Source organism: Alloyangia pacifica (assembly GCF_900116195.1).
GTDB lineage: Bacteria > Pseudomonadota > Alphaproteobacteria > Rhodobacterales > Rhodobacteraceae > Salipiger > Salipiger pacificus.
Map to the genome: position 1 here is coordinate 389,998 of NZ_FOZW01000001.1, position 21,735 is coordinate 411,732.

Annotated in this window: 20 protein-coding genes; 15 read left to right on the top strand and 5 right to left on the bottom strand. The window is 66.3% G+C overall.

The genetic code is table 11. The features are described 5' to 3' along the window. Positions 1-123 precede the first annotated feature (123 nt). From BM397_RS01885 to BM397_RS01905, 5 genes are all read left to right on the top strand, one after another. On the top strand, positions 124-1,371 hold the full coding sequence (locus BM397_RS01885; RefSeq protein ID WP_092420861.1) for a hypothetical protein: 1,248 nt from the start codon (positions 124-126) through the stop codon (positions 1,369-1,371). Further along, complete coding sequence (locus BM397_RS01890; RefSeq protein WP_092420864.1) at positions 1,368-2,726, top strand: cytochrome P450; 1,359 nt, start codon at positions 1,368-1,370, stop codon at positions 2,724-2,726. Before BM397_RS01885 ends, BM397_RS01890 begins: the two co-directional genes overlap by 4 nt. 102 nt (positions 2,727-2,828) lie before the next feature. Further along, the gene (locus BM397_RS01895) at positions 2,829-3,734 is read left to right on the top strand and encodes a fructose bisphosphate aldolase (RefSeq protein WP_092420867.1); all 906 of its coding nucleotides are present in this window, start codon (positions 2,829-2,831) and stop codon (positions 3,732-3,734) included. Positions 3,735-3,898: 164 nt separating this feature from the next. Further along, positions 3,899-4,126 carry a hypothetical protein gene (locus tag BM397_RS01900; protein WP_092420870.1) on the top strand — a complete coding sequence of 76 codons (228 nt, stop codon included), beginning with the start codon at positions 3,899-3,901 and terminating at the stop codon, positions 4,124-4,126. Positions 4,127-4,138: 12 nt separating this feature from the next. Continuing rightward, entirely contained in the window at positions 4,139-4,594 is a 456-nt protein-coding gene (locus BM397_RS01905; RefSeq protein ID WP_092420872.1) for a baeRF12 domain-containing protein, read from the top strand. A gap of 92 nt (positions 4,595-4,686) precedes the next feature. Here the strand turns inward: BM397_RS01905 and BM397_RS01910 are convergent, their stop codons facing one another. After that, positions 4,687-5,238, bottom strand: coding sequence for an LOG family protein (locus BM397_RS01910; RefSeq protein ID WP_092420875.1), 552 nt, complete (start codon positions 5,236-5,238; stop codon positions 4,687-4,689). A 107-nt stretch (positions 5,239-5,345) separates the two neighbouring features. Between BM397_RS01910 and BM397_RS01915 the strand changes: the two genes are divergently transcribed. The 5 genes from BM397_RS01915 to BM397_RS01935 all read left to right on the top strand — a co-directional run bounded on the left by BM397_RS01915 (position 5,346) and on the right by BM397_RS01935 (position 12,470). Next, positions 5,346-6,662, top strand: coding sequence for a LysM peptidoglycan-binding domain-containing protein (locus tag BM397_RS01915; RefSeq protein ID WP_092420878.1), 1,317 nt, complete (start codon positions 5,346-5,348; stop codon positions 6,660-6,662). Positions 6,663-6,808: 146 nt separating this feature from the next. Then, positions 6,809-8,620, top strand: coding sequence for an ABCB family ABC transporter ATP-binding protein/permease (locus BM397_RS01920; protein ID WP_092420881.1), 1,812 nt, complete (start codon positions 6,809-6,811; stop codon positions 8,618-8,620). Between the two features lie 279 nt (positions 8,621-8,899). Beyond that, positions 8,900-11,053 (top strand): malate synthase G, encoded by a 2,154-nt coding sequence (locus BM397_RS01925; protein WP_092420884.1) that lies wholly within the window; start codon positions 8,900-8,902, stop codon positions 11,051-11,053. Between the two features lie 137 nt (positions 11,054-11,190). After that, complete coding sequence (locus BM397_RS01930; protein WP_092420887.1) at positions 11,191-11,619, top strand: GlcG/HbpS family heme-binding protein; 429 nt, start codon at positions 11,191-11,193, stop codon at positions 11,617-11,619. Between the two features lie 65 nt (positions 11,620-11,684). Then, entirely contained in the window at positions 11,685-12,470 is a 786-nt protein-coding gene (locus BM397_RS01935) for a gamma-glutamyl-gamma-aminobutyrate hydrolase family protein (protein ID WP_092420891.1), read from the top strand. A 15-nt stretch (positions 12,471-12,485) separates the two neighbouring features. On the opposite strand, the gene kynU is transcribed toward BM397_RS01935, so the two are convergent. After that, complete coding sequence (gene kynU, locus BM397_RS01940; protein ID WP_256218709.1) at positions 12,486-13,694, bottom strand: kynureninase; 1,209 nt, start codon at positions 13,692-13,694, stop codon at positions 12,486-12,488. Continuing rightward, positions 13,691-14,440 carry an SDR family NAD(P)-dependent oxidoreductase gene (locus BM397_RS01945; protein ID WP_092420895.1) on the bottom strand — a complete coding sequence of 250 codons (750 nt, stop codon included), beginning with the start codon at positions 14,438-14,440 and terminating at the stop codon, positions 13,691-13,693. Before BM397_RS01945 ends, kynU begins: the two co-directional genes overlap by 4 nt. Positions 14,441-14,608: 168 nt before the next feature. Here BM397_RS01945 and BM397_RS01950 point away from each other — a divergent pair, with 168 nt between their 5' ends. The 5 genes from BM397_RS01950 to BM397_RS01970 all read left to right on the top strand — a co-directional run bounded on the left by BM397_RS01950 (position 14,609) and on the right by BM397_RS01970 (position 20,791). Then, positions 14,609-15,061 (top strand): methyltransferase family protein, encoded by a 453-nt coding sequence (locus BM397_RS01950; RefSeq protein ID WP_092420898.1) that lies wholly within the window; start codon positions 14,609-14,611, stop codon positions 15,059-15,061. Between the two features lie 136 nt (positions 15,062-15,197). Beyond that, positions 15,198-16,775 (top strand): Re/Si-specific NAD(P)(+) transhydrogenase subunit alpha, encoded by a 1,578-nt coding sequence (locus BM397_RS01955; RefSeq protein WP_092420901.1) that lies wholly within the window; start codon positions 15,198-15,200, stop codon positions 16,773-16,775. A gap of 15 nt (positions 16,776-16,790) precedes the next feature. Then, positions 16,791-18,224, top strand: coding sequence for an NAD(P)(+) transhydrogenase (Re/Si-specific) subunit beta (locus BM397_RS01960; protein WP_092420904.1), 1,434 nt, complete (start codon positions 16,791-16,793; stop codon positions 18,222-18,224). Between the two features lie 395 nt (positions 18,225-18,619). Continuing rightward, positions 18,620-19,951 carry a trigger factor gene (tig, locus tag BM397_RS01965; protein WP_092420907.1) on the top strand — a complete coding sequence of 444 codons (1,332 nt, stop codon included), beginning with the start codon at positions 18,620-18,622 and terminating at the stop codon, positions 19,949-19,951. Between the two features lie 156 nt (positions 19,952-20,107). Continuing rightward, the gene (locus BM397_RS01970; RefSeq protein ID WP_092420910.1) at positions 20,108-20,791 is read left to right on the top strand and encodes a DUF2270 domain-containing protein; all 684 of its coding nucleotides are present in this window, start codon (positions 20,108-20,110) and stop codon (positions 20,789-20,791) included. An 85-nt stretch (positions 20,792-20,876) separates the two neighbouring features. On the opposite strand, the gene rplI is transcribed toward BM397_RS01970, so the two are convergent. Together rplI and rpsR are read right to left on the bottom strand one after the other, a co-directional pair. Further along, a complete protein-coding gene (rplI, locus tag BM397_RS01975) occupies positions 20,877-21,488 on the bottom strand; it encodes a 50S ribosomal protein L9 (RefSeq protein WP_092420913.1) in 612 nt (203 codons plus the stop codon). Positions 21,489-21,500: 12 nt separating this feature from the next. Next, positions 21,501-21,728: a 30S ribosomal protein S18 gene (gene rpsR / locus BM397_RS01980; RefSeq protein WP_089844216.1), complete on the bottom strand. Its 228-nt coding sequence runs from the start codon at positions 21,726-21,728 to the stop codon at positions 21,501-21,503. Between the last annotated feature and the right edge of the window lie 7 nt (positions 21,729-21,735).

Genomic DNA, 21,735 nt, shown 5'->3' on the forward strand with positions numbered 1-21,735 from the left:
CGCGCGCCTCTGGCGCCGGGTGGGTCTTGCGTACTTGAAGAACAATGAAAGGGCCGGAGCGCGCGCTCTTGCCCTCGGGGCCGGCGAGGGGCATCGTCCAGACAGGGGAACAGGGGCCTTGGTATGAGTGACAGCGACAGCGTGGCGCGCAGGCGGGTGTTCTACATCCCGGGCTACGATCCCATTCACCCGCGCCGCTACCGCGAGCTCTACCGCAAGGAGGGTGCCGCGCAGGCGGCGATTTCGGGCTACCGGCTGTCTCTGAGCCCGAAGACCTCCGGCGGTGCCTATGGCTGGCATGTCGAGGCCGAGATGGATGGAGCGCGGGTGGCGGCGGATGTCGAGGTGCTGGTCTGGTCCGACATCGTGCGCTCCAGCATGTCCAACTCGATCCCCGCGACCTACCTGCAACTCTGGCGGACGGCATGGGAATACATTGCCACCGGCGCGCTCTTTCGACTGATGAAGCTGCGCAAGGGGCCGGTGATCGCAGCGCTCTACCCGGTGGGCATGCTGCTGCTGCAGCTTGTACTGGCGGTGGGCGCAGGCTGGGCGATCTACGCGTTGACGAGCCTGTTGGTGCCGTGGCTGGGCCTTGCGGCACGAGCGGCGGGCGGGGCGCTGGGGCTCGCGGCTCTCTGGGGCCTGCTGCGCTGGTTCCAGCGCATCGACGGCAAGCTCTTCGCCTACTACCTGATGCACGACTACGCCTATTCGGCCCGCCACAGGGGCGCGAATCCGCCGGAGCTGGAAACGCGCATGGCGCAGTTCGGAGAGACCATCGCGGCGGCGCTGCGCGAGGAGGTGGACGAGGTGCTGGTGATCGGCCACAGCTCGGGGGCGCATCTGGCGGTCTCGATCCTCGCCGATCTCATCCGCTCGGGCAGGGTGCCGGACGAGGGGCCGAAGCTCGCCTTCCTCAGCCTCGGGCAGGTGGTGCCCATGGTCTCTTTCCTACGCGGCGCGTGGCGTCTGCGCGCCGATCTAGCGTATCTGTCGACCCAAGACGCGCTGACCTGGGTGGATGTAACCGCTCCCGGCGACGGCTGCGCCTTCGCGCTCTGCGATCCGGTGTCGGTCTCGGGCGTCGCGCCCGCGGGCAAGCGCTGGCCGCTGGTCTTCTCGGCGCAGTTCACCCGCTCGCTCAGCCCGGCGCGCTGGAAGGAGCTGCGCTGGCGCTTCTTCCGGCTGCACTTCCAGTACCTCTGCGCATTCGATGCGCCGCTGGACTACGACTATTTCCGCATCACCGCCGGGCCGCAGACGCTGGCGCAGCGCTACGCGCAGCGTCCGCCCTCGGCGAGCCGTCTCGAAGCGCCGGTGAACCGCTTCACCTCGACGTCGCCCGACATCCCGGTCCGCGCCGCATGATCCCGCCGAAACCGAGATCGCGGCCCGAGAGGGTGTCGCTGCTGCGCTACCTGAGGCTCTTCCGCGCGGACCTGCTTTCCGCCCAGCCGGCGCGGCTCTACCGCGCGTGGATGGCCGAGTTCCGTACGCCCTTCTTCCGATCCTACATGATCAACCAGCCGGAGCTGGTGAAGACGGTGCTGAAGGACCGCCCCATGGATTTTCCGAAGTCCGGGCGCATCGCCGAGGGGCTGCGGCCGCTGCTCGGCAATTCGGTCTTCGTGACCAACGGCGAGACCTGGCTGCGGCAAAGGCGGATCATCGACCCGGCCTTCGAGGGCGGGCGGCTGCGCGAGACCTATCCCGCCATGTGGGCGGCGGCGCAGGCGGCGCTGGCGCGGCTCAAGTCAGAGGCGGGGGCGGGTGCCGAGGTGGAGATCGAGGAACACACCAGTCACGCCGCCGCCGACGTGATCTTCCGCACGCTGTTCTCGTTGCCCATCGAGCACGCGGTGGCGCAGGCGGTGTTCCAGGAGTTTCGCGCCTACCAACGCACCCAGCCGATCCTGAACCTCGCGGCCTTCCTGCCGCTGCCGCGCTGGATGCCGCGGTTTCATCGGCGCGGAACGAAAGTGGCGGCGCGACGCATCCGGGCGCTGATCACCGAGCTGACCGCCACGCGGCAGGCCGACATCTTGGCGGGCAAGGCGCCGGATGACCTGGCGACCAAGATCATGACCACCGCCGACCCTGAGACCGGCGAGACTTTCTCCACCGGGGAGATGGTCGACCAGGTGGCGATCTTCTTCCTTGCAGGGCATGAGACCTCGGCCTCGGCGCTGGCCTGGGCGCTCTGGCTGGTGGCGGCCCATCCCGAGTGGCAGGACCGGCTCGCCGAGGAGGCGCAGGCGCTCGGCGACACGGCGGATTTCGCGGATGTCGCCAAGCTCCGCCTCTCGCGGGATGTCTTCCGCGAGGCGCTGCGGCTCTACCCGCCGGTGCCGATGATGGTGCGCGAGACCAGCTGTCCGGAGCGTTTCCGGGATCGCGACGTGCCGAAGGGCGCGCAGGTGGTGCTCAGCCCCTGGCACCAGCACCGGCATGAGCGGCTCTGGGACAATCCTGACGGCTTCGACCCGGCACGCTGGGGGACGGACAACGGAAAGGCCTGTGCCCGCGAGGCCTACATGCCCTTTTCCGCCGGACCCCGCGTTTGCACCGGGGCGGGCTTTGCCATGGTCGAAGGCGTTTTGCTGCTCTCGCTGATCCTGCGCGACCTGAAGCTGGAGGTGGTGCCCGGGAAGACCCCCGAGCCGCTGGCCTTCCTCACGGTGCGGGCGCGCGACGGAATATGGCTGCGCATCTCGCCCCGCTAGCGCTAAAGGTAGCGATAAACGCGCGCTTCACGCTACCCAATCCGCGTGGCTTGAGCTAAGTCTTTGGTAATCCAATTTTAACGATCTTACAGAGGATCTTCCATGGCACAGGACAAGGCCGTTTTTGCAAAGCAAAAAGACCAGATGGCAACGGGCAAGGGCTTCATCGCCGCGCTCGACCAGTCCGGCGGCTCGACTCCCAAGGCGCTGCTCCAGTACGGCGTCGAGGAAAGCGAATACAACGGCGAAGCTGAAATGTTCGGCGAGATCCACAAGATGCGCGCCCGCATCATCACCGCCCCCGATTTCACCAATGACAAGGTGCTCGGCGCGATCCTCTTCGAACGCACCATGCGCGGCGAGATCGAAGGCCTGCCCACCGCCCAGTACCTGTGGGAAAAGCGCGGCGTGGTGCCCTTCCTGAAGATCGACAAGGGTCTGGCGGATCAGGAGAACGGCGTGCAGGTGATGAAGCCGATGCCGGGCCTCGAAGACCTGCTCAACGACGCGGCGCAGAACTTCGGCATCTTCGGCACCAAGGAACGCTCGGTGATCCACGAGGCGAATGCCGAGGGAATCGAGGCCGTCGTGGCGCAGCAGTTCGAGGTTGGTCGCGCGGTCATCGCCGCCGGCATGGTGCCGATCCTCGAGCCGGAAGTGAACATCCACTCCGAGACCAAGGAAGAAGCCGAGGCGCTGCTCGAAGCATCGCTGGCCAAGCACCTCGACACGCTGGCCGAGGGTGAGGACGTGATGATCAAGCTGACCATCCCTTCGGTTCCGGGCCTCTACGACGGTCTCGCCGATCACCCGCGCGTGGTGCGCGTGGTGGCGCTTTCCGGTGGCTACTCGACCGACGAGGCCTGCGAGCGCCTGTCGAAGAACGCCAAGATGATCGCCTCCTTCAGCCGCGCGCTGGCCGAGGGCCTGTCGAAGAAGCAGTCGGACGACGATTTCAATGCTCTGCTCGGCAGCAACATCGACAAGATCTACCAGGCGTCGCTCTGAGCGTCATCTGACCTGATCCGGCCCGTTGCGGCCCGCACGCCCGGCCTCTCTCGCAGAGGCCGGGCGTTCGCGTTTCGTGATCCGCTGTGAGATGGGCACGCCACCGCCGGTGGAACGCCGGAGCACACCCTTGCGTTGTGGAGGCAGAAGAAAAGGAGGACCCTATGACGGACCGCAAGAGATCGCAGGATGGGCGAAGCGAGACGCAGGAACTTCTGAACGGAGAGCCCGTGGTGCCCGGCGCGACAGCGCAACAAGGTCGCAAGGCCGGCGAGATCGCCCGGAAGACCGGCACCCGCGACGAGGAAAAGCGTGTCGACGAGACCTCGGCCGGGGCGACCCGCCCACTGGCGCAGGATCAGGACGGCAGCGGCGATAAGGAAAAGGTCTGAGGAGGAAAAATCATGGCGATTCTCACCAATGGCACCTGGGTTCTGGTCGCGGACGGCGAAAAAGCGCTGTTCCTGCGCAACGATGTCGACGAGCAGGATCCCGACCTCAACGTCGTGCGTATCGAGACGCAGGAGAACCCCTCGGATCGGGAACAATCGGCCAATAGGCCGGGCAGAATGGCCGATGGCGGGCCGGGTCAGAAGTCGGCACTCGACGATACCGACTGGCATGAGCTGGCCAAGGAACGCTTTGCCGACGAGCTGGCAGAGATCCTTTACAAGCAGGCGCACAAGGGCAAGTTCGACCGCATCGTCCTGGTCGCGCCGCCCGCCACGCTGGGCGAGTTGCGCAGCAAGCTGCACAAGGAAGTCGCGGACAAGGTCGTGGCCGAATTGGACAAAACGCTGACCAATCACCCGCTCGACAAGATCGAGAAATTGCTGCGCGACGAATTCGCGCCGGCCTGAATTGATCTCCAGGTATCTGGGCAAACGCCGCTCTCATCGAGCGGCGTTTCCTTTTTATTCAGGGCCTTGAGAAAAAAACTTCGTGTTGAAGATCAGCCCAGCTCGCGGGTCAGGATCTCCATCACCCCCTCGGGGCTGTCGGCGCTCTGAACGAAGTCGAGCAGCGAGGCTTCGGCGAAGCCCTGCGCCACGATATGCTCGAGCATCGCCTTGAGCGGGGCCCAGAAGCCCTCGGTGTCGAGCAGCACGATCGGCTTGGCGTGCAGCCCGAGCTGGCGCCAGGTCAGCGCCTCGAAGAACTCGTCGAGACTGCCGGCGCCTCCGGGCATCAGCACCACCGCGTCGGCGTTCATAAGCATGACCTTCTTGCGCTCATGCATGGTCTCGGTGATTACGAAACGGGTGAGGTCGGTCTTGCCGACCTCACGTGCGAGCAGGTGGGTCGGGATGACGCCGAACGTCCCGCCGCCGGCCTCCTGCGCGGCCCGCGCAACCTCGCCCATCAGCCCGACATCGCCGGCCCCATAGACAAGACGCCATCCTTGTTGTGCAATGGAAGTGCCGAGCGATTTGGCATCGGTGGCGTAGCTGGATGCAGTACCGTGGCGCGAGCCGCAATAAATGCAGACAGATCTGGCGGTCATGTGGATAATCCAAAAAAATGCTGTTTTGACGGGTGATAACGGGATTGTTATAGGTTCTCAACCGCGCTCATGTGGACAGGTAGAGCGCCGTGTGTGGGATAATAAAGATGAACGATAAACTCTGGGTCTGGATCGGACTGGGTGCGGCGGCCGTGGTCGGTGCGCTCTACGTGAGCGGGGTGATCGGCCCGAAACCCACCGAAATGAGCATGCCCGCGGTGACGCAGGCGACCAAGGAGCCCGCCGGGGCCGTGGCCAAACTTGACGATAGCGGTGCAGACAGCGGCGCGCCAGCCGCTGCCGAAACCGCAGACATGGGCGATGTGTCCGGCGCGGACACCGAAACCGCCACGGCAGCAGAGGCGGAAGCGCCCGGACCGAGTGCCGAGGATCCGGCTCCCGAGACAGAAGAGATCGCGCTTGCCGTGCCCGCCGAGGGCGAGCCGCCTGCCTCCGCCGAGCTTGCCTCTGCATCACCTGACAAAAATGGCGAGACACCCGGTGACGCTGCTGCAGGCGCCGCCGTACCCGCGGCTGGTCCGGCAGTGCCGAGCTTCGATCTGGTGCGCGCCGAGCCGGGCGGGCTGGTGACCGTGGCCGGTCGCGCCGAGCCGGGCAGCGAGGTTGTGCTGTTGCTCGATGGCGAAGAGGAACTGACCAGCCGGGTCGGCGCGGACGGGCGCTTTGCCGCCTTCTTCGATCTTCCCGCTTCGACCGGGCCGCAGGTGCTGCGCCTGCGCATGAGCTTGAACGGCGAGCAGCTCGAGTCCGAGCAGGAAGTCATCCTGACACCGCCGGCGCCGCAGGTGGCCACGGGCGAGGACACAACCGGCGAGACAACCGAGTTGGCCGCCGCGGGCACCGCCGCGGGCGCGGCGCCGGAGCAGGCGGCACCGACCGTGCTTCTGTCGGACGCGGATGGCGTGGCGGTCATGCAGAGCGCCACGGCCGTTGCGCCGGGCGGCGTGGCCATCGACGCGATCACCTATGACGATCAGGGCGGCGTCGAACTGTCGGGCCGTGGCAGCGGCGAGTCCTTCCTGCGCGTCTATCTCGACAACAGCGAGGTGACGAGCCTGCAGGTCGCCGCTGATGGTCGCTGGCAGGTGGCCCTGCCGCAGATCGAAGCGGGCACCTACACGCTGCGCGTCGACCAGATCGATGCGGGCGGCAAAGTCAGCGCCCGCGCCGAGAGCCCGTTCCGCCGCGAGCCGCCGGAGAAGCTCGCCGCCGCCACCGCGGAGCTGCCGAACGCCGAGGAAGTGACCGCGGTCACCGTGCAGCCGGGCAACACGCTTTGGGCCATCGCCCGCGAACGCTATGGCGACGGCATGGCCTACGTGCGGCTCTTCGAGGCCAACAAGACGCAGATCCGCGACCCCGACCTGATCTACCCGGGGCAGATCTTCGACTTTCCCGAATGACCCCTGACTGTGCCTCCGCGACCCGTTCCAGCACGGGCCGCGGGGGCACAGTTCTGCGTGCACATGGGCCTGTGCGCTTGGGTCGTATGGTCTTTGCCCGGATGGCACGGTAAGGGCAGGACCCGCCAAGCCAAGAGAGCCGAGCCATGCCTCCCGAGACCGATCAGACCGCCATCGACGATGCCGAGCGCCGCTCCGGCCTGCGCACCATCCGCCGCGTCGCGCCGTACCTCTGGCCCGAGGGTGAGCCCTGGGTGAAGCGCCGGGTGGTGATCTCGCTGCTGATGCTGGTCGCCGCGAAGCTGATCGCCGTGGGCACGCCGATGCTTTACAAGCAGGCGGTGGACAGGCTGGGGGGCGAAGCCTCGACGCTGCTGCTCGGAGCGGTCGGGCTGACGCTGGCCTACGGCATGGCGCGGATCCTCAACTCCGGCTTCCAGCAGCTGCGCGACGGCGTCTTTGCCAAGGTCGGCCAACGCGCGTTGCGCAAGCTGGCGCTGGAGACCTTCACCCATATCCACAAGCTCTCGCTGCGTTACCACATCACCCGCAAGACCGGCGGGCTGAGCCGGATCATCGAGCGCGGGGTCAAGGGCGTCGAGTTCCTGCTGAGGTTCCTGCTCTTCTCCATCGGGCCGCTCATCCTCGAGTTGCTGCTGGTCGGCCTCGTGCTGTTCTGGCTCTTTGACATCTGGTACCTGGCGGTCGTCGCGGTCACCATTGCGCTCTACGTGTGGTTCACCTTCGCGGTTACCGAATGGCGCGTGCGCCTGCGCCGCAAGATGAATGCGCAGGACACCGACGCCAACCAGAAAGCCATCGACAGCCTGCTGAACTTCGAGACGGTGAAGTATTTCAACGCCGAAGGCCGCGAAGCGGCGCGCTACGACCATGCCATGCAGGGCTACGAGGAGGCGGCGGTGAAGACCGCGACCTCGCTGGCCATGCTGAACTTCGGTCAGGCGCTGATCATCAACCTAGGGCTGATCGCGGTCATGGTGATGGCGGCTGTCGGTGTGCAGAACGGCGCGCTGACCGTCGGCGACTTCGTCATGGTCAATGCCTATATGATCCAGATCACCATGCCGCTGAACTTCCTCGGCACGGTCTATCGCGAGATCCGCCAGAGCCTCGTTGACATGGGACAGATGTTCGATCTTCTGGACCAGCCCGCCGAGGTCTCGGACAAGCCCGGCGCGCCGGCGCTGGCCGTGGCTGGCGGCGCGGTGCAGTTCGACACCGTGCGCTTCGGCTACGATCGCGAGCGGGAGATCCTCAAGGGCATCTCGCTGACCGTTGGCGCGGGCGAAAGCGTGGCGCTGGTCGGGCCGTCGGGCTCGGGCAAGTCCACCATCGGGCGGCTGCTCTTCCGCTTCTACGATGTCTCGGGCGGGGCGATCCGCATCGACGGGCAGGACCTGCGCGACGTGGCGCAGAACAGCCTGCACGCCGCGATCGGCGTGGTGCCGCAGGATACCGTGCTGTTCAACGACACGATCCGCTACAACATCGCTTACGGCAAGGACGACGCCACCGAGGCCGAGGTCATCGCTGCGGCGAAATCCGCGCAGATCCACGAGTTCATCAGCTCGCTGCCCGAGGGCTATGACACGATGGTCGGCGAGCGCGGGCTGAAGCTGTCGGGCGGCGAGAAACAGCGCGTCGGAATCGCCCGCACGCTGCTCAAGGATCCGCCGATCCTGCTGCTTGACGAGGCGACCTCGGCGCTGGACACAGAGACCGAGGCCTCTATCCAGTCGGCGCTGCGCCGGGCGGGCGAGGGGCGCACGGTGCTCACCATCGCGCACCGTCTGTCGACCATCGCCGATGCCGACCGCATCGTCGTGCTTGAAAAGGGCGAGGTGGTCGAGGAGGGCACCCACGAGGCGCTGCTCGCGCGTGCCGGGCGCTACGCGCAGCTCTGGGCATTGCAGCAGGCCGAAGAGCGCGCGGCCTGAGCCGGCGGGTTTGAGTATTTGTGGAAAGATGAAAGCAGGGGCGTGCGCGGGAGGCGGGCGCCCCTGTTTCGTTCCGTAGCGATGCCATTCGGAGCCGGAACCCTTGGTGGCGACGGGCTGCCGGGTCTATCCTTGGGTTAGGGCACGGCAGGGGGCCGACTATCGGCCTGGGGAATAGTGGGTGGTGGATTTTGGTTAGTTTTTGTGACCACGCTTGTTGCCTATCGGAAACTTGTTTCCTAAACGTGACGTAATCAAGTTTCCGAAGGAGGTGTCCCCATGACTGCCAGCACGACCGCCCGCATCGATCGCCACGGCCTGCAGATCGACCCGGTGCTCTGCACATTCGTCGAGGAAAAGGCCCTGCCGGGGTCCGGCGTCGAGGCCGATGCCTTCTGGGCGGCGCTGTCGCAGCTGGCGCATGAGTTCGGCCCGCGCAACGCGGCGCTGCTGGCCAAGCGCGACGCACTGCAGGAGCAGATCGACGCCTGGCACAAGGCGAACCCGGGCGTGCCGGACCTGCCGAGCTACACCGCCTTCCTCGAGGAGATCGGCTACCTGCTGCCCGAGGGGCCGGACTTCGAGATCGAGACCCGGAACACCGACCCCGAGTTCGCCTCGGTGCCTGGCCCGCAGCTGGTGGTGCCGATCACCAATGCCCGTTACGCGCTGAACGCCGCAAACGCCCGCTGGGGCTCGCTCTACGATGCCTTCTACGGCACCGACGCCATGGGCTCGCTGCCGCCGAAGGGCGGCTTCGACGCGGCGCGCGGCAAGGAGGTCGTGGCGAAGGCCAAGGCATTCCTCGACGAGAACTTCCCGGTGGCGGGCGGCAGCCATACCGAGGCGGCGGGCTACGCCGTCGAGGGTGGCGCGCTGCTGGTGGGCGGCAAGCCGCTGGCCAAGCCGGAGCAATTCGCCGGCTATCGCGGCGACGCCGCCGCGCCCGAGGCGGTGCTGCTGGTCAACAACGCGCTGCACGTCGAGCTGGTCATCGACCGGACGCATTTCATCGGCAAGGACGATGCTTCGGGTCTCGCCGACGTCCTGATGGAATCTGCCGTCTCGGCGATCATGGACTGCGAGGACTCGGTCGCCTGCGTCGACGGCGAGGACAAGACGCTGGCCTATACCAACTGGCTCGGCCTGATGAAGGGCGATCTGGCCGATACCTTCGAGAAGGGCGGCAAGTCGGTCACCCGCACGCTCAATGCCGACCGCAGCTACACCGCGCCGGACGGATCGGAGCTGGTGCTGAAGGGCCGCGCGCTGATGCTGGTGCGCAACGTGGGCCATCTGATGACCAACCCGGCGATCCTGCTGAAGGACGGCTCGGAGATCTTCGAAGGCCTGATGGACGCGATGGTCACCACGCTCATCGCCAAGCACGATCTGGCGAAGGACGGCGGGCCGCGCAACTCGACCCAGGGCTCGGTCTACGTGGTGAAGCCGAAGATGCACGGGCCGGAAGAAGTGGGTTTCGCCGACGAGATTTTCAGCTTCGTCGAGAAGGCGCTCGGGCTGCCGCAATACACCGTGAAGCTCGGCATCATGGACGAGGAGCGCCGCACCTCGGCCAACCTCAAGGAATGCATCCGCGCCGCGAAGAATCGCGTCGCTTTCATCAACACCGGCTTCCTCGACCGCACCGGCGACGAGATGCATACGGCGATGGAAGCGGGCCCGATGCTGCGCAAGGGCGACATCAAGAACACCGCCTGGATCGCCTCCTACGAGGATCGCAACGTCGACATCGGGCTTGCCTGCGGGCTGCGCGGCAAGGCGCAGATCGGCAAGGGCATGTGGGCCATGCCCGACCTGATGGAGGCGATGCTCGCGGCGAAGATCGGTCACCCGAAGGCCGGGGCCAACTGCGCCTGGGTGCCGTCACCCACCGCCGCCACGCTGCACGCGCTGCACTACCACATGGTCGACGTGCTGGCGCGCCAGGCAGAGATCGCCGCAGGCGGGCCGCGCGGCACGCTCGAGGACCTGCTGACCATCCCGGTCTCCGCCGGCGCCAACTGGTCGGATGAGGAGATCCGCGAGGAGATCGAGAACAACGCGCAGGGCATCCTCGGCTACGTGGTGCGCTGGGTCGACCAGGGCGTCGGCTGCTCGAAGGTTCCGGACATCCATGACGTCGGCCTGATGGAAGACCGCGCGACCTGCCGTATCTCCTCGCAGCACCTGGCCAACTGGCTGCATCATGGCGTTGTCTCCGCCGAGGAAGTGCGCGGCGTGATGGAGAAGATGGCTGCCGTCGTGGACCGCCAGAACGCCGGCGATGCCGCCTATACGCCGATGGCGCCGGGCTTTGACACCGTGGCCTACAAGGCGGCCTGCGACCTGGTGTTCGAAGGCCGGGTGCAGCCCTCGGGCTACACAGAGCCGGTGCTGCACCGGCGCCGCCTGGAGCTCAAGTCGGGCTGAGGGAGGTGATCGGGGCGCGGCACCCTTGATGGGCGCCGGAGCGAGGGGGCTGTCTGCCCCCTCGCGCTCCCCCGAGGATATTTTCGTCTAGACGAAAGGGCGGGCGCGGTGCGTCTGCCACAGAAGGGAGAGAGAAGATGGCAGGAATTTCGCTGAGCCGGGCGCGGACGATCATTCGCAAGGCGCTTGAGGCCGGGAAAGAGGCAGGCATGGCTCCGCTCTCGGTGGTGGTGCTGGACGAGGGCGGCCACGTGCAGGCCTTCGAGCGGCAGGACGGCGCCTCGCCGGGCCGCTTCGAGATCGCCTTCGGCAAGGCCTATGGCGCCGTGATGCTGGGCATGCCGGGCTCGGCGCAGATGGCGCGGGCCGAGAGCCAGGCCTATTTCATCGCCGCGGCCAACGGCGCTTTCGGCGGCAAGCTGATCCCGGTGCCCGGCGGGGTTCTGGTCAAGGACGCCAAGGGCCGCACGCTGGGGGCGGTGGGCGTCACCGGCGACAGCTCGGACAATGATGCGGCTGCCGCAAAAGCGGGCATCGAGGCGGTGGGGCTGACGGCGGTCATCTGAGCCACCTTTCCGAAAGCCTTTCCCTGCCTTATGTTTGACCCAAACAGGCAAGGAGAGGCATGCAAATGACCCGTCCCGTCGTAGGCATCATCGGAAACCAGCATCTGCTCAACGAGCATTATCCCGCCCATGCGGGCGGGGTGATGAACACCGAGGCGATCGCCTGCGTCTCGCGCTGCCTGCCGCTGCTGATCGCCGCCGACCCGCGCTACGTCTCGGTCGAGGAACTGATGGAGACCTGCGACGGCTTCCTGCTCACCGGCGGGCGGCCCAACGTGCACCCCGAGGAATACGGCGAGGAAGCGACCGAGGCGCATGGCGCCTTCGACCGTGCCCGCGATGCCATCGTGTTGCCGCTGGTGCGGGCCTGCGTCGAACGGGGGCAGCCGTTCCTCGGCATCTGCCGTGGATTTCAGGAGGTAAACGTCGCCATGGGCGGCACGCTCTATCCCGAGATCCGCGACCTGCCGGGGCGGATGAATCACCGCATGCCCCCCGATGGTACGCTCGAGGAGCGCTTTGCTCTGCGCCACAAGGTGACGCTGAGCGAGGGCGGGCGGTTCCACAAGCTTTTCGGCGCCACCGAGGTGATGACCAACACGCTTCACGGTCAGGGCATCAAGCGCCCCGGCGCGCGCATCGAGATCGAGGGGCTGGCCCCCGACGGCACGCCCGAGGCGCTCTACGTCAGGGGCGCGCCGGGCTTCACCATGGCTGTGCAATGGCACCCGGAGTGGGACGCGGCCAATGATCCGGTCTCGCGGCCGCTGTTCACCGCCTTCGGCGATGCGGTGCGGGACTGGGCGGGTCGGTCCGAGGGGCATCACGCCCCCCGGGTGGCCTCTGCCTGAAGAGGCGGGCGAGTATCAGGTAACGCGCTTGCGGCGCTGGTACTTGGGCTGATCCCAGAGCGCGCCACGCAGGATGCGGGCGAGGATCTCCACCGCCTCGCGCACCTCGTCCTCGCCGATGTAGAGAGGGGTGATGCCGAAGCGCATGATGTCGGGTGCACGGAAATCGCCGATCACCCCGAGGTCGATCAGCGCCTGCATCGCCGCGTAGCCATGCTCGAAGCGGAAGCTGACCTGGCTGCCGCGCTTGTCGTTTTCGCGCGGGGTGGCGAGCTTGAGGCCCGGACAATGGGTCTCGACCTCTTCGATCATCAGCCCGGTCAGCGCCAGCGAGCGCTTGCGCACGTCCTCCATGTCGATCTTGTCCCAGACGTCGAGCGCGGCGTCGAGCGCCGCCATCTGGATCACCGGCGGCGTGCCGACGCGCATGCGCTCGATGCCCGGCGCCGGGCGGTAGCTGCGCTCGAAGGCGAAGGGTGTGTCGTGGCCGAGCCAGCCCGAGAGCGCGGGTTCGGCGTGCTCGGCGTGGCGCGGGGCGACGTAGATGAAGGCTGGGGCGCCGGGGCCGGCGTTGAGGTACTTGTAGGTGCAGCCGACGGCGAAATCGGCCTTGCCGCCTGCCACATCGACCGGCAGCGCGCCCGCCGAATGCGCAAGATCCCAGATCGCCAGTGCGCCCATCTCGTGGGCCTTGGAAGTCAGAGCCGCGACATCATGGCGGCGGCCGGTGCGGTAGTCGACCTCGGTCACCAGCAGCACGGCGACCTCCTCGGTGATCTCCTCTTCCAGCCGGTGCGGCTCGGCGAGCCGCAGCTCATAGTCATCGCCCAGCAGTTCGATCAACCCTTCGGCCATGTAGAGGTCCGAGGGGAAGTTGCCGGTGTCCGACAGGATCACCTTGCGACCCGGGTTCAACGCCACGGCGGCGGCCAGCGCCTGGAAGACCTTGATCGACAGCGTGTCGCCAACCACGGTGTGGCCCTTTTCCGCGCCGATCAGCCGGCCAATGCGGTCGCCGAGCCGGGTCGGCATCTCCATCCAGCTGCAGGCGTTCCAGCCGGTGATCAGGTGCTCGCCCCATTCTTCGGTCAGCATCTTCTCGATGCGCGCCGGGGTGGCCTTGGGCAGCGGGCCCAGCGAGTTGCCGTCGAGGTAGATCATCCCGAGCGGAAGGTGGAACTGGTCCTTGGTCCAGTCGAAGATGGAGCCTGTGGGGGTGGTCAAAATTCGCCTCCTGCGATTTCGATGGCCTGACCGTTCACGCTGCCCGAGCCGGGGCCGCAGAGCCAGAGGGCGGCGGCTGCGATTTCCTCGGGGGCGATCAGGCGGTTATGGGGATTGGCGGAGTGGACGAGGCGGCTGGCCTCTTCCTGCGTAAGGCCCTCGCGGGCCATGACGCGGGTGATGTTCTGCGCTGCGATGCCGGTCTCGACATAGGCCGGGCAGAGCGCGTTGAAGGTCAGCGGCGCGCCGGCGTGATCGGCGGCGAGCGCCCGGATCAGCCCGACGAGCCCGTGCTTGGCGGCGACATAGGGCGCGGCGCGGCGCATGCCCTTGATTCCGGCGACCGAGGAGATGGCGATGACCCGGCCCCAGCCGGCGGCCTGCATGGCGGGCAGGGTCTCGCGGATGGTCAGGAAGGCGCCGTCGAGGTTGACCGCCATGCTGCGGCGCCAATCGTCGAGGGAGAGGCCGGGCAGTTCGGCGGGCTCCGCAAGCCCGGCGTTGGCGATGCAGATCTGGATGGGGCCGCGCGCGGCGCTGGCGGCCTTGACGCCCGCGCGAACCGAGGCCTCGTCCGTCACGTCCATTGCCTGCGGATGAAGCCCGGCGCCTGCCGCAGCATCGAGCACCTCGGGGCGGCGCCCGGCGATGGTGACCTGCGCGCCCGCGGCCGCCAGCGCACGGGCGATGGCGAGGCCGATCCCGGTTCCTCCTCCGGTCACCAGCGCGTGGTTCCCTGTCAGCATTCTGCTCCCTCGTCCTGCGCGGGGGAAAGTGGCGGGGATTTGCGGCGGTGGCAAGCGCGCGCTGCGGCATATCGCCCGCGCGACGTCGCGGAAGTGCTACGCTAGAAAAGCCAAAAGTCCCATGGGAGCCGGGAGTTGGCCCCGCCCAAGGACAGGAGGTGTACCGCGATGCCGAAAACACTCGATCTGCCGCCGGTCTGGCTGCTGGGCTGCCTCGTGCTGGCCTGGCTGCAGAAGACCGCGCTGCCGCTGGGGCTGGGCTTCGGCCCGGTCTGGGCGGACCTGCTGGGCGGGCTGCTGGTGGGCGGCGGTGTGCTGCTCTTGGTGCTCGCGCTGCTGGAAATGCGCCGCCAGCGCACCACCTTCATGCCGCATGAGGAACCGGGCCGCCTCGTGACCTCGGGCGTCTTTCGCCTGTCGCGCAATCCCATCTACCTGGGAGACGTGATGATTCTGGCGGGCTTCATCCTGTTCTGGGATGCGGTGCCATCGCTCGCCTTGCTGCCGATCTACGTCTGGCTGCTGGAAAAGCGCTTTATCGAGCCGGAAGAGGGGCGTTTGCGACGAAAGTTTCTTGCGGAGTTCCGTAAGTATGAGAAACAAACCAGAAGGTGGCTTTGAATTTCCTTTGTCATGTGATTAACCGGGTCGTTCCGGTTGTGAGCATGTCACCGCGCGGGTAGACCATACGTCAACCGAACAGCAAACAAGAAACCATGAAGGGTCGGACACTCGGCCTAAAAGGGGGACGAATTAAGTGAAGATCGGAACGCCGACAGAGATTTTCGAGGGAGAGGCGCGCGTCGCCATGACCCCGGACTCGGCGCTGCAACTGCAGAAGCTGGGATATGATTGCCTGATCCAGTCAGGCGCCGGCGCGAAGGCAGGCTTTGCCGACGCGGCCTATGAGGCCGCTGGCGTGACCGTGGTGGCGGATGCCGCAGCGCTTTGGGCGCAGGCGGACATCGTCGCCAAGGTGCGCCCGCCGAGCGAAGAGGAAGTGGCGTATCTCACGCCCGAGAAACTGCTGATCTCCTTCTTCTACCCGGCCTCGAACGAGGCGCTGATGAAGCAGGCCGCCGACCTCGGTGCCAGCGTCATCGCGATGGACATGGTGCCGCGCATCAGCCGCGCGCAGAAGATGGACGCGCTGTCGTCGATGGCCAATATCGCCGGCTACCGCGCGGTGATCGAGGCGGGCAACAACTTCGGCCGCTTCTTCACCGGTCAGGTGACCGCCGCCGGCAAGGTGCCGCCCGCCAAGGTGCTGATCGTCGGCGCCGGCGTGGCAGGTCTTGCCGCCATCGGCACCTCGACCTCGCTGGGTGCGATCACCTATGCCTTCGACGTGCGCCCGGAAGTGGCCGAGCAGGTCGAATCCATGGGGGCCGAATTCGTCTACCTCGATTTCGAGGAAGAGCAGGCCGACGGCGCGTCTTCCGGCGGCTATGCTTCGGTCTCCAGCCCGGAGTTCCGTGAAGCCCAGCTCGCCAAGTTCCGTGAACTTGCCCCCGAGATGGACATCGTCATCACCACCGCCCTCATTCCGAACCGGGAAGCCCCCGAGCTCTGGACCGAGGACATGGTCAAGGCAATGAAGCCCGGCTCGGTGATCGTCGACCTCGCCGCCGAGCGCGGCGGCAACTGCAAGCTGACGGTGATGGACGAGAAGATCGTCACCGACAACGGCGTGACCATCGTCGGCTACACCGACTTCCCGAGCCGCATGGCGACGCAGAGCTCGACGCTCTACGCCACCAACATCCGGCACATGATGTCCGACCTGACGCCCGGCAAGACCGACGGCACGGTCGTGCACAACATGGAAGACGACGTGATCCGCGGCGCGACCATCGCGCACGCCAAGGACGTGACCTTCCCGCCGCCGCCGCCGAAAACCAAGGCGATCGCGGCCCAGAAGCCGAAGGAAAAGGCACCCGAGCTGACGCCGGAAGAGAAGCGCGCGCAGGAAGTGGCCGCCTTCAAGGCGCAGACGAAACAGCAGGTGACCCTGCTCACCGTCGGTGCCGTGCTGCTGCTCGGCGTGGGCCTCGTCGCGCCTGCCAGCTTCATGCAGCACTTCATCGTCTTCGTGCTGTCGGTCTTCGTCGGCTTCCAGGTGATCTGGAACGTCTCGCATTCCCTGCACACCCCGCTGATGGCCGTCACCAACGCCATCTCCTCGATCATCATCCTTGGCGCGCTGATGCAAATCGGCTCGGGCAACTGGCTGGTGATCATCCTTGCCGCGCTCTCGGTCTTCATGGCCGGGATCAACATCTTCGGCGGCTTCCTCGTGACACGGCGCATGCTCGCCATGTTCCAGAAATCGTAAGGAGAGGTGGGGACTATGGAATTCGGATTCACGACGGCGGCCTATGTGGTCGCGGCCGTTCTGTTCATCCTGTCGCTGGGTGGCCTCTCGGGGCAGGAAAGCGCCAAGCGCGCCGTGTGGTACGGCATTGTCGGCATGGGCCTCGCGGTCTTCGCCACGCTGATCGGCCCGGGCTCGGGCCTCTGGCTGCTGTCGGTCATCCTGATCGCGGCCGGCGGCATCATCGGCACCTACGTGGCCAAGAAGGTCGAGATGACCGAGATGCCGCAGCTGGTTGCCGCCATGCACTCGCTGGTGGGTCTCGCGGCGGTCTTCGTCGGCTTCAACGCGCACCTGACCATGCGCTCGGTCGAGAAAGCGCGTGCCGCCGGTGAGGCCGTGCATGGCACCTTCGCCGAGCTGGTCGCGCACAAGACCCCGGTCGAGCTGAGCATCCTGCAGGTCGAGCTTTTCCTGGGTATCTTCATCGGTGCGGTGACCTTCACCGGCTCGGTGATCGCCTATGGCAAGCTCGCCGGCAAGGTGACCTCCAAGGCCGAGAAACTGCCGGGCGGGCACATCCTGAACGCCTCCGCGGCGGCGCTCTCGGTGATCTGCCTGATCTGGTACATGAACACCGGCGGGCTCTTCCCCGTGCTGATCATGACGCTCTGCGCGCTCTTTATCGGCTACCACCTGATCATGGGCATCGGCGGCGCCGACATGCCTGTGGTGGTTTCGATGCTGAACAGCTACTCGGGCTGGGCCGCGGCGGCCATCGGCTTCTCGCTGTCGAACGATCTGCTGATCGTCGTCGGCGCGCTGGTGGGCTCCTCGGGTGCGATCCTGTCGTACATCATGTGCAAGGCGATGAACCGCTCGTTCGTCTCGGTGATCCTCGGCGGCTTCGGCGGCACTTCTGGTCCGGCCATGGAGGTCGAGGGCGAGCAGGTGGCGATCGACGTCGACGGCGTGGCCTCGGCGCTCGAGGAAGCCGACAGCGTCATCATCGTGCCGGGCTACGGCATGGCCGTGGCACAGGCGCAGCAGAACGTCGCGGAACTCACCCGCAAGCTGCGCGCCAAGGGCAAGGAGGTGCGTTTCGCCATCCACCCCGTGGCGGGCCGTCTGCCGGGCCACATGAACGTGCTGCTGGCCGAGGCGAAGGTACCCTACGACATCGTTCTGGAAATGGACGAGATCAACGAGGACTTCCCCGAGACCGACGTGGTCATCGTCATCGGCTCGAATGACATCGTGAACCCCGCCGCGCAGGAAGACCCCAACTCGCCCATCGCCGGCATGCCGGTGCTGGAAGTGTGGAAGGCCAAGCAGGTCTTCGTGTCGAAGCGCGGCCAGGGCACCGGCTACTCGGGCATCGAGAACCCGCTGTTCTACAAGGACAACACGCGGATGTACTACGGTGACGCGAAACAGTCGATCGGCGAGCTGCTGAACAAGATCGGCTGAGCCGGCTGATCCGGTCACAAAGAAGGGCCCCGCCAGGACTGGCGGGGCCCTTTGCTTTGCCGCCGCGCTGCTGTCCCGGCGCCGCGCAGGCGGCGAGCTTAGAGTGCGTATTTGGAAAGAGAAGAAGGGACAGAGGGACACCCAGGGGGCTTCTTCTCTTTCCAAATACGCATGGCGATGCGGTGCCGCCCGCGCGGCGTCGGGGCAGGGCGGCGGGCCTCGGCGCCTGCCTCTCCACAGAAATCGGCGGTTTGAGCCCGCAAAGGCGCGGGCCCAGCCATACAGGCGCGTTTCCGCCTTGCATGGACCCTCCGGGACGCATAGAAGACCGCAAATTCGAATTTCGCGGTGGGCCGGAGTCCGTGCCCCCGTATCACGACCACAAGGGAATTGGCATGCAGGTCAACGAGACGCTGAACGAAGGTCTGAAGCGCGCCTACGAACTCATCCTCACCGCGGAAGAGCTCGATGCGAAGGTGAACGAGAAGCTCGTCGAGGCGCAGCCGGAAATCGAGATGAAGGGCTTCCGCAAGGGCAAGGTCCCGATGCCGCTGCTCAAGAAGCAGTTCGGCCAGCGCGTGCTGGGCGAAAGCATGCAGGAAGCCATCGACGGTGCGATGAACGAGCACTTCGAGAAGACCGGCGACCGTCCGGCGCTCCAGCCGCAGGTCAAGATGACCAACGACGACTGGAAAGAGGGTGACGACGTCACCGTCGAGATGAGCTACGAGAAGCTGCCGGAAGTTCCGGAAATCGACGCGTCGAAAGTGACCCTCGAGAAGCTCGTGGTGAAGGCCGATGACGCCGCCGTCGACGAGGCGCTGGCGCAGCTCGCCGAGAACGCGCAGGACTTCAAGGACCGCCGCAAGGGCTCCAAGGCGAAAGACGGCGACCAGATCGTCATCGACTTCGTCGGCAAGGTCGACGGTGAGGCCTTCGAAGGCGGCTCCGCCGAGGACTACCCGCTGGTTCTGGGCTCCGGCTCCTTCATCCCCGGCTTCGAAGAGCAGCTGGTCGGCCTGAAGGTCGAGGAAGAGAAGGCCGTCGAGGTCAGCTTCCCGGAAGAGTACGGTGCCGAGCACCTCGCCGGCAAAGCCGCTGTCTTCGACGTGACCGTCAAGGCCGTGAAAGAGCCGGTTGCCGCGGAGATCGACGACGAGCTGGCCAAGAAGTTCGGTGCCGAGGACCTCGAAGCGCTGAAGGGCCAGATCCGTGAGCGCCTCGAAGCCGAATACGCCGGCGCGTCGCGCCAGGTGCTGAAGCGCGCCATGCTCGACGCCCTGGACGAGCAGGTTTCCTTCGACCTGCCGCCGAGCCTCGTTGAAGCCGAAGCCAAGCAGATCGCCCACCAGCTCTACCACGAAGAGCACCCGGACGATCACGGCCACGACCACGGCGAGATCGCGCCCACCGACGAGCACAACAAGCTCGCCGAGCGCCGCGTGCGCCTTGGCCTGCTGCTCGCCGAGATCGGCCAGAAAGCCGAGATCGAAGTGACCGATCAGGAAATGACCCAGGCGATCATGATGCAGGCGCGTCAGTACCCGGGCCAGGAACGTGCCTTCTTCGACTTCGTGCGCCAGAACGCCCAGATGCAGCAGCAGCTGCGTGCGCCGATCTTCGAAGACAAGGTCATCGACCACATCGCCGAAGGCGCGACCGTGACCGAGAAAGAGGTCTCCAAGGACGACCTCATGAAGGCTGTCGAAGCGCTCGACGAAGAGTAATTCCGCGCGTCATCGCCGGAACGAAGGGCCGCCCTCCGGGGCGGCCCTTTTTGCATCTGCGGCATGGCGCCGGCAGCACAGGCTGCATCTGCGGCGGGGAATTTCCTTGCCCGGCCGAGCGCTTGCATGTGATCCTGAGGGCAGGGAGGGCGCCCGATGGAGTCAACGCACGCAGGCGATGCGCGCCGGAAGGTGCTGGATGCGGCGGAGATCGGCGCGCTGGCGCATCTCTACCGCGGCGAGGTCTACCGCTCGACCATCTGGCGCACCCGGCTCGACACCACGACCAACTGGGCGGTTGTCACGCTCGGCATCGCGCTCTCGATTTCCTACAGCTCGCCCGCCGCCTCGCCGCTGCCGCTGATCCTCGTTGGCATCCTGATCCTGTTCTTCCTGATGCTCGAGGCGCGGCGCTACCGCTATTTCAACGTCTGGCGTGCGCGCTGCCGCTGGATGGAGACGCATTTCTTCGCGCCCATGCTGCACGACGGTGATCTGCACATGGAGGACGGCTGGCAGGAGGTTCTGGCGCAGGATTACTGGAAGCCGCGCTACCACGTCTCGGTCTGGGTGGCGATCGGCCGGCGGATCCGGCGCAACTACGTGTGGATCCTGCTGATCCAGACCGTCGCCTATATCGGCAAGCTGCTGGTCCACCCCGAGCCGCTGACCTCGGGCGCGGACTTCGTGGCGCGCGCCTCGGTGGGGCCGATCCACGGCGGCTTCGTTCTGGCGGCTGGGTTGCTCTATTGCCTTGTCTGGGGCGCGGCGGCGCTCTGGAGCTGGCGCGACGACCAGCGACGCGCCGGCATGCGCCGGGATCGCACCAGCATGGGCTAGTCGCTGGCAGGTACTTTGGAGACAAAGAAAAACCGCGCCGGAGTGCTCCGGCGCGGTTTCGACATTGCGGTGATCCGAAAGGGGATCAGGCGTTGTCTTCGGTCTCTTCGGCGGCTGCCGGAGCCTCGTCGTCGTCCGACGCGGCGCTGCCGATGTCGTCGAACAGTTCCGAGATCTCGAATTCGGCCTGGGCCTCTTCCTCGGCGGCGAGTTCCTGGATGGACTTGCCGGACGCCTGCAGCTCGGCCTCTTCGGGCGAACGTGCGACGTTGAGGTTGATCGTGACCATCACCTCGGGGTGCAGGTGCACCTCGACTTCGTGCACGCCGAGTTCCTTGATCGGCTGACGGATGATGACCTGCTTGCGGTCGATCGAGAAACCTTCCTCGGTGGCGACGTCTGCGGCGTCACGGGTGGTGACCGAACCGTAGAGGTTGCCGCCGTCGGAGGCCTGGCGAATCACGACGAACTGCTGGCCGCCGAGCTTCTCGCCGAGGGCTTCGGCTTCCTGCTTGGTCTCGAGGTTACGTGCCTCGAGCTGGGCTTTCTGCGCTTCGAAGGAGGCGATGTTCTCTTTCGAGGCGGTCAGAGCCTTGCCCTGCAGCAGCAGGTAGTTGCGTGCATAGCCGGGTTTGACGTCGACGACATCGCCCATCTGGCCGAGCTTGGCCACGCGCTCCAGAAGAATGACTTGCATGGGTCTCTCTCCTTATTTCACGACGTAGGGCAGCAGGGCGAGGAAGCGGGCGCGCTTGATGGCACGGGCCAGTTCACGCTGCTTCTTTGCCGACACTGCGGTGATGCGGGACGGGACGATCTTGCCGCGCTCGGAGATGTAGCGCTGGAGCAGACGGGTGTCCTTGTAGTCGATCTTGGGTGCATTGTCGCCCGAGAAGGGGCAGACCTTGCGGCGGCGGAAAAACGGTTTTGCAGCCATGGTTTTA

What these genes read in the sequence shown, in the direction of transcription:
- BM397_RS01885 (WP_092420861.1), top strand. Translation starts at nt 124, where the DNA reads ATGAGTGACAGCGACAGCGTGGCGCGCAGGCGGGTGTTCTACATCCCG.
- BM397_RS01890 (WP_092420864.1), top strand. Translation starts at nt 1,368, where the DNA reads ATGATCCCGCCGAAACCGAGATCGCGGCCCGAGAGGGTGTCGCTGCTG.
- BM397_RS01895 (WP_092420867.1), top strand. Translation starts at nt 2,829, where the DNA reads ATGGCACAGGACAAGGCCGTTTTTGCAAAGCAAAAAGACCAGATGGCA.
- BM397_RS01900 (WP_092420870.1), top strand. Translation starts at nt 3,899, where the DNA reads ATGACGGACCGCAAGAGATCGCAGGATGGGCGAAGCGAGACGCAGGAA.
- BM397_RS01905 (WP_092420872.1), top strand. Translation starts at nt 4,139, where the DNA reads ATGGCGATTCTCACCAATGGCACCTGGGTTCTGGTCGCGGACGGCGAA.
- BM397_RS01910 (WP_092420875.1), bottom strand. Translation starts at nt 5,238, where the DNA reads ATGACCGCCAGATCTGTCTGCATTTATTGCGGCTCGCGCCACGGTACT.
- BM397_RS01915 (WP_092420878.1), top strand. Translation starts at nt 5,346, where the DNA reads ATGAACGATAAACTCTGGGTCTGGATCGGACTGGGTGCGGCGGCCGTG.
- BM397_RS01920 (WP_092420881.1), top strand. Translation starts at nt 6,809, where the DNA reads ATGCCTCCCGAGACCGATCAGACCGCCATCGACGATGCCGAGCGCCGC.
- BM397_RS01925 (WP_092420884.1), top strand. Translation starts at nt 8,900, where the DNA reads ATGACTGCCAGCACGACCGCCCGCATCGATCGCCACGGCCTGCAGATC.
- BM397_RS01930 (WP_092420887.1), top strand. Translation starts at nt 11,191, where the DNA reads ATGGCAGGAATTTCGCTGAGCCGGGCGCGGACGATCATTCGCAAGGCG.
- BM397_RS01935 (WP_092420891.1), top strand. Translation starts at nt 11,685, where the DNA reads ATGACCCGTCCCGTCGTAGGCATCATCGGAAACCAGCATCTGCTCAAC.
- BM397_RS01945 (WP_092420895.1), bottom strand. Translation starts at nt 14,440, where the DNA reads ATGCTGACAGGGAACCACGCGCTGGTGACCGGAGGAGGAACCGGGATC.
- BM397_RS01950 (WP_092420898.1), top strand. Translation starts at nt 14,609, where the DNA reads ATGCCGAAAACACTCGATCTGCCGCCGGTCTGGCTGCTGGGCTGCCTC.
- BM397_RS01960 (WP_092420904.1), top strand. Translation starts at nt 16,791, where the DNA reads ATGGAATTCGGATTCACGACGGCGGCCTATGTGGTCGCGGCCGTTCTG.
- tig (WP_092420907.1), top strand. Translation starts at nt 18,620, where the DNA reads ATGCAGGTCAACGAGACGCTGAACGAAGGTCTGAAGCGCGCCTACGAA.
- BM397_RS01970 (WP_092420910.1), top strand. Translation starts at nt 20,108, where the DNA reads ATGGAGTCAACGCACGCAGGCGATGCGCGCCGGAAGGTGCTGGATGCG.
- rplI (WP_092420913.1), bottom strand. Translation starts at nt 21,488, where the DNA reads ATGCAAGTCATTCTTCTGGAGCGCGTGGCCAAGCTCGGCCAGATGGGC.
- rpsR (WP_089844216.1), bottom strand. Translation starts at nt 21,728, where the DNA reads ATGGCTGCAAAACCGTTTTTCCGCCGCCGCAAGGTCTGCCCCTTCTCG.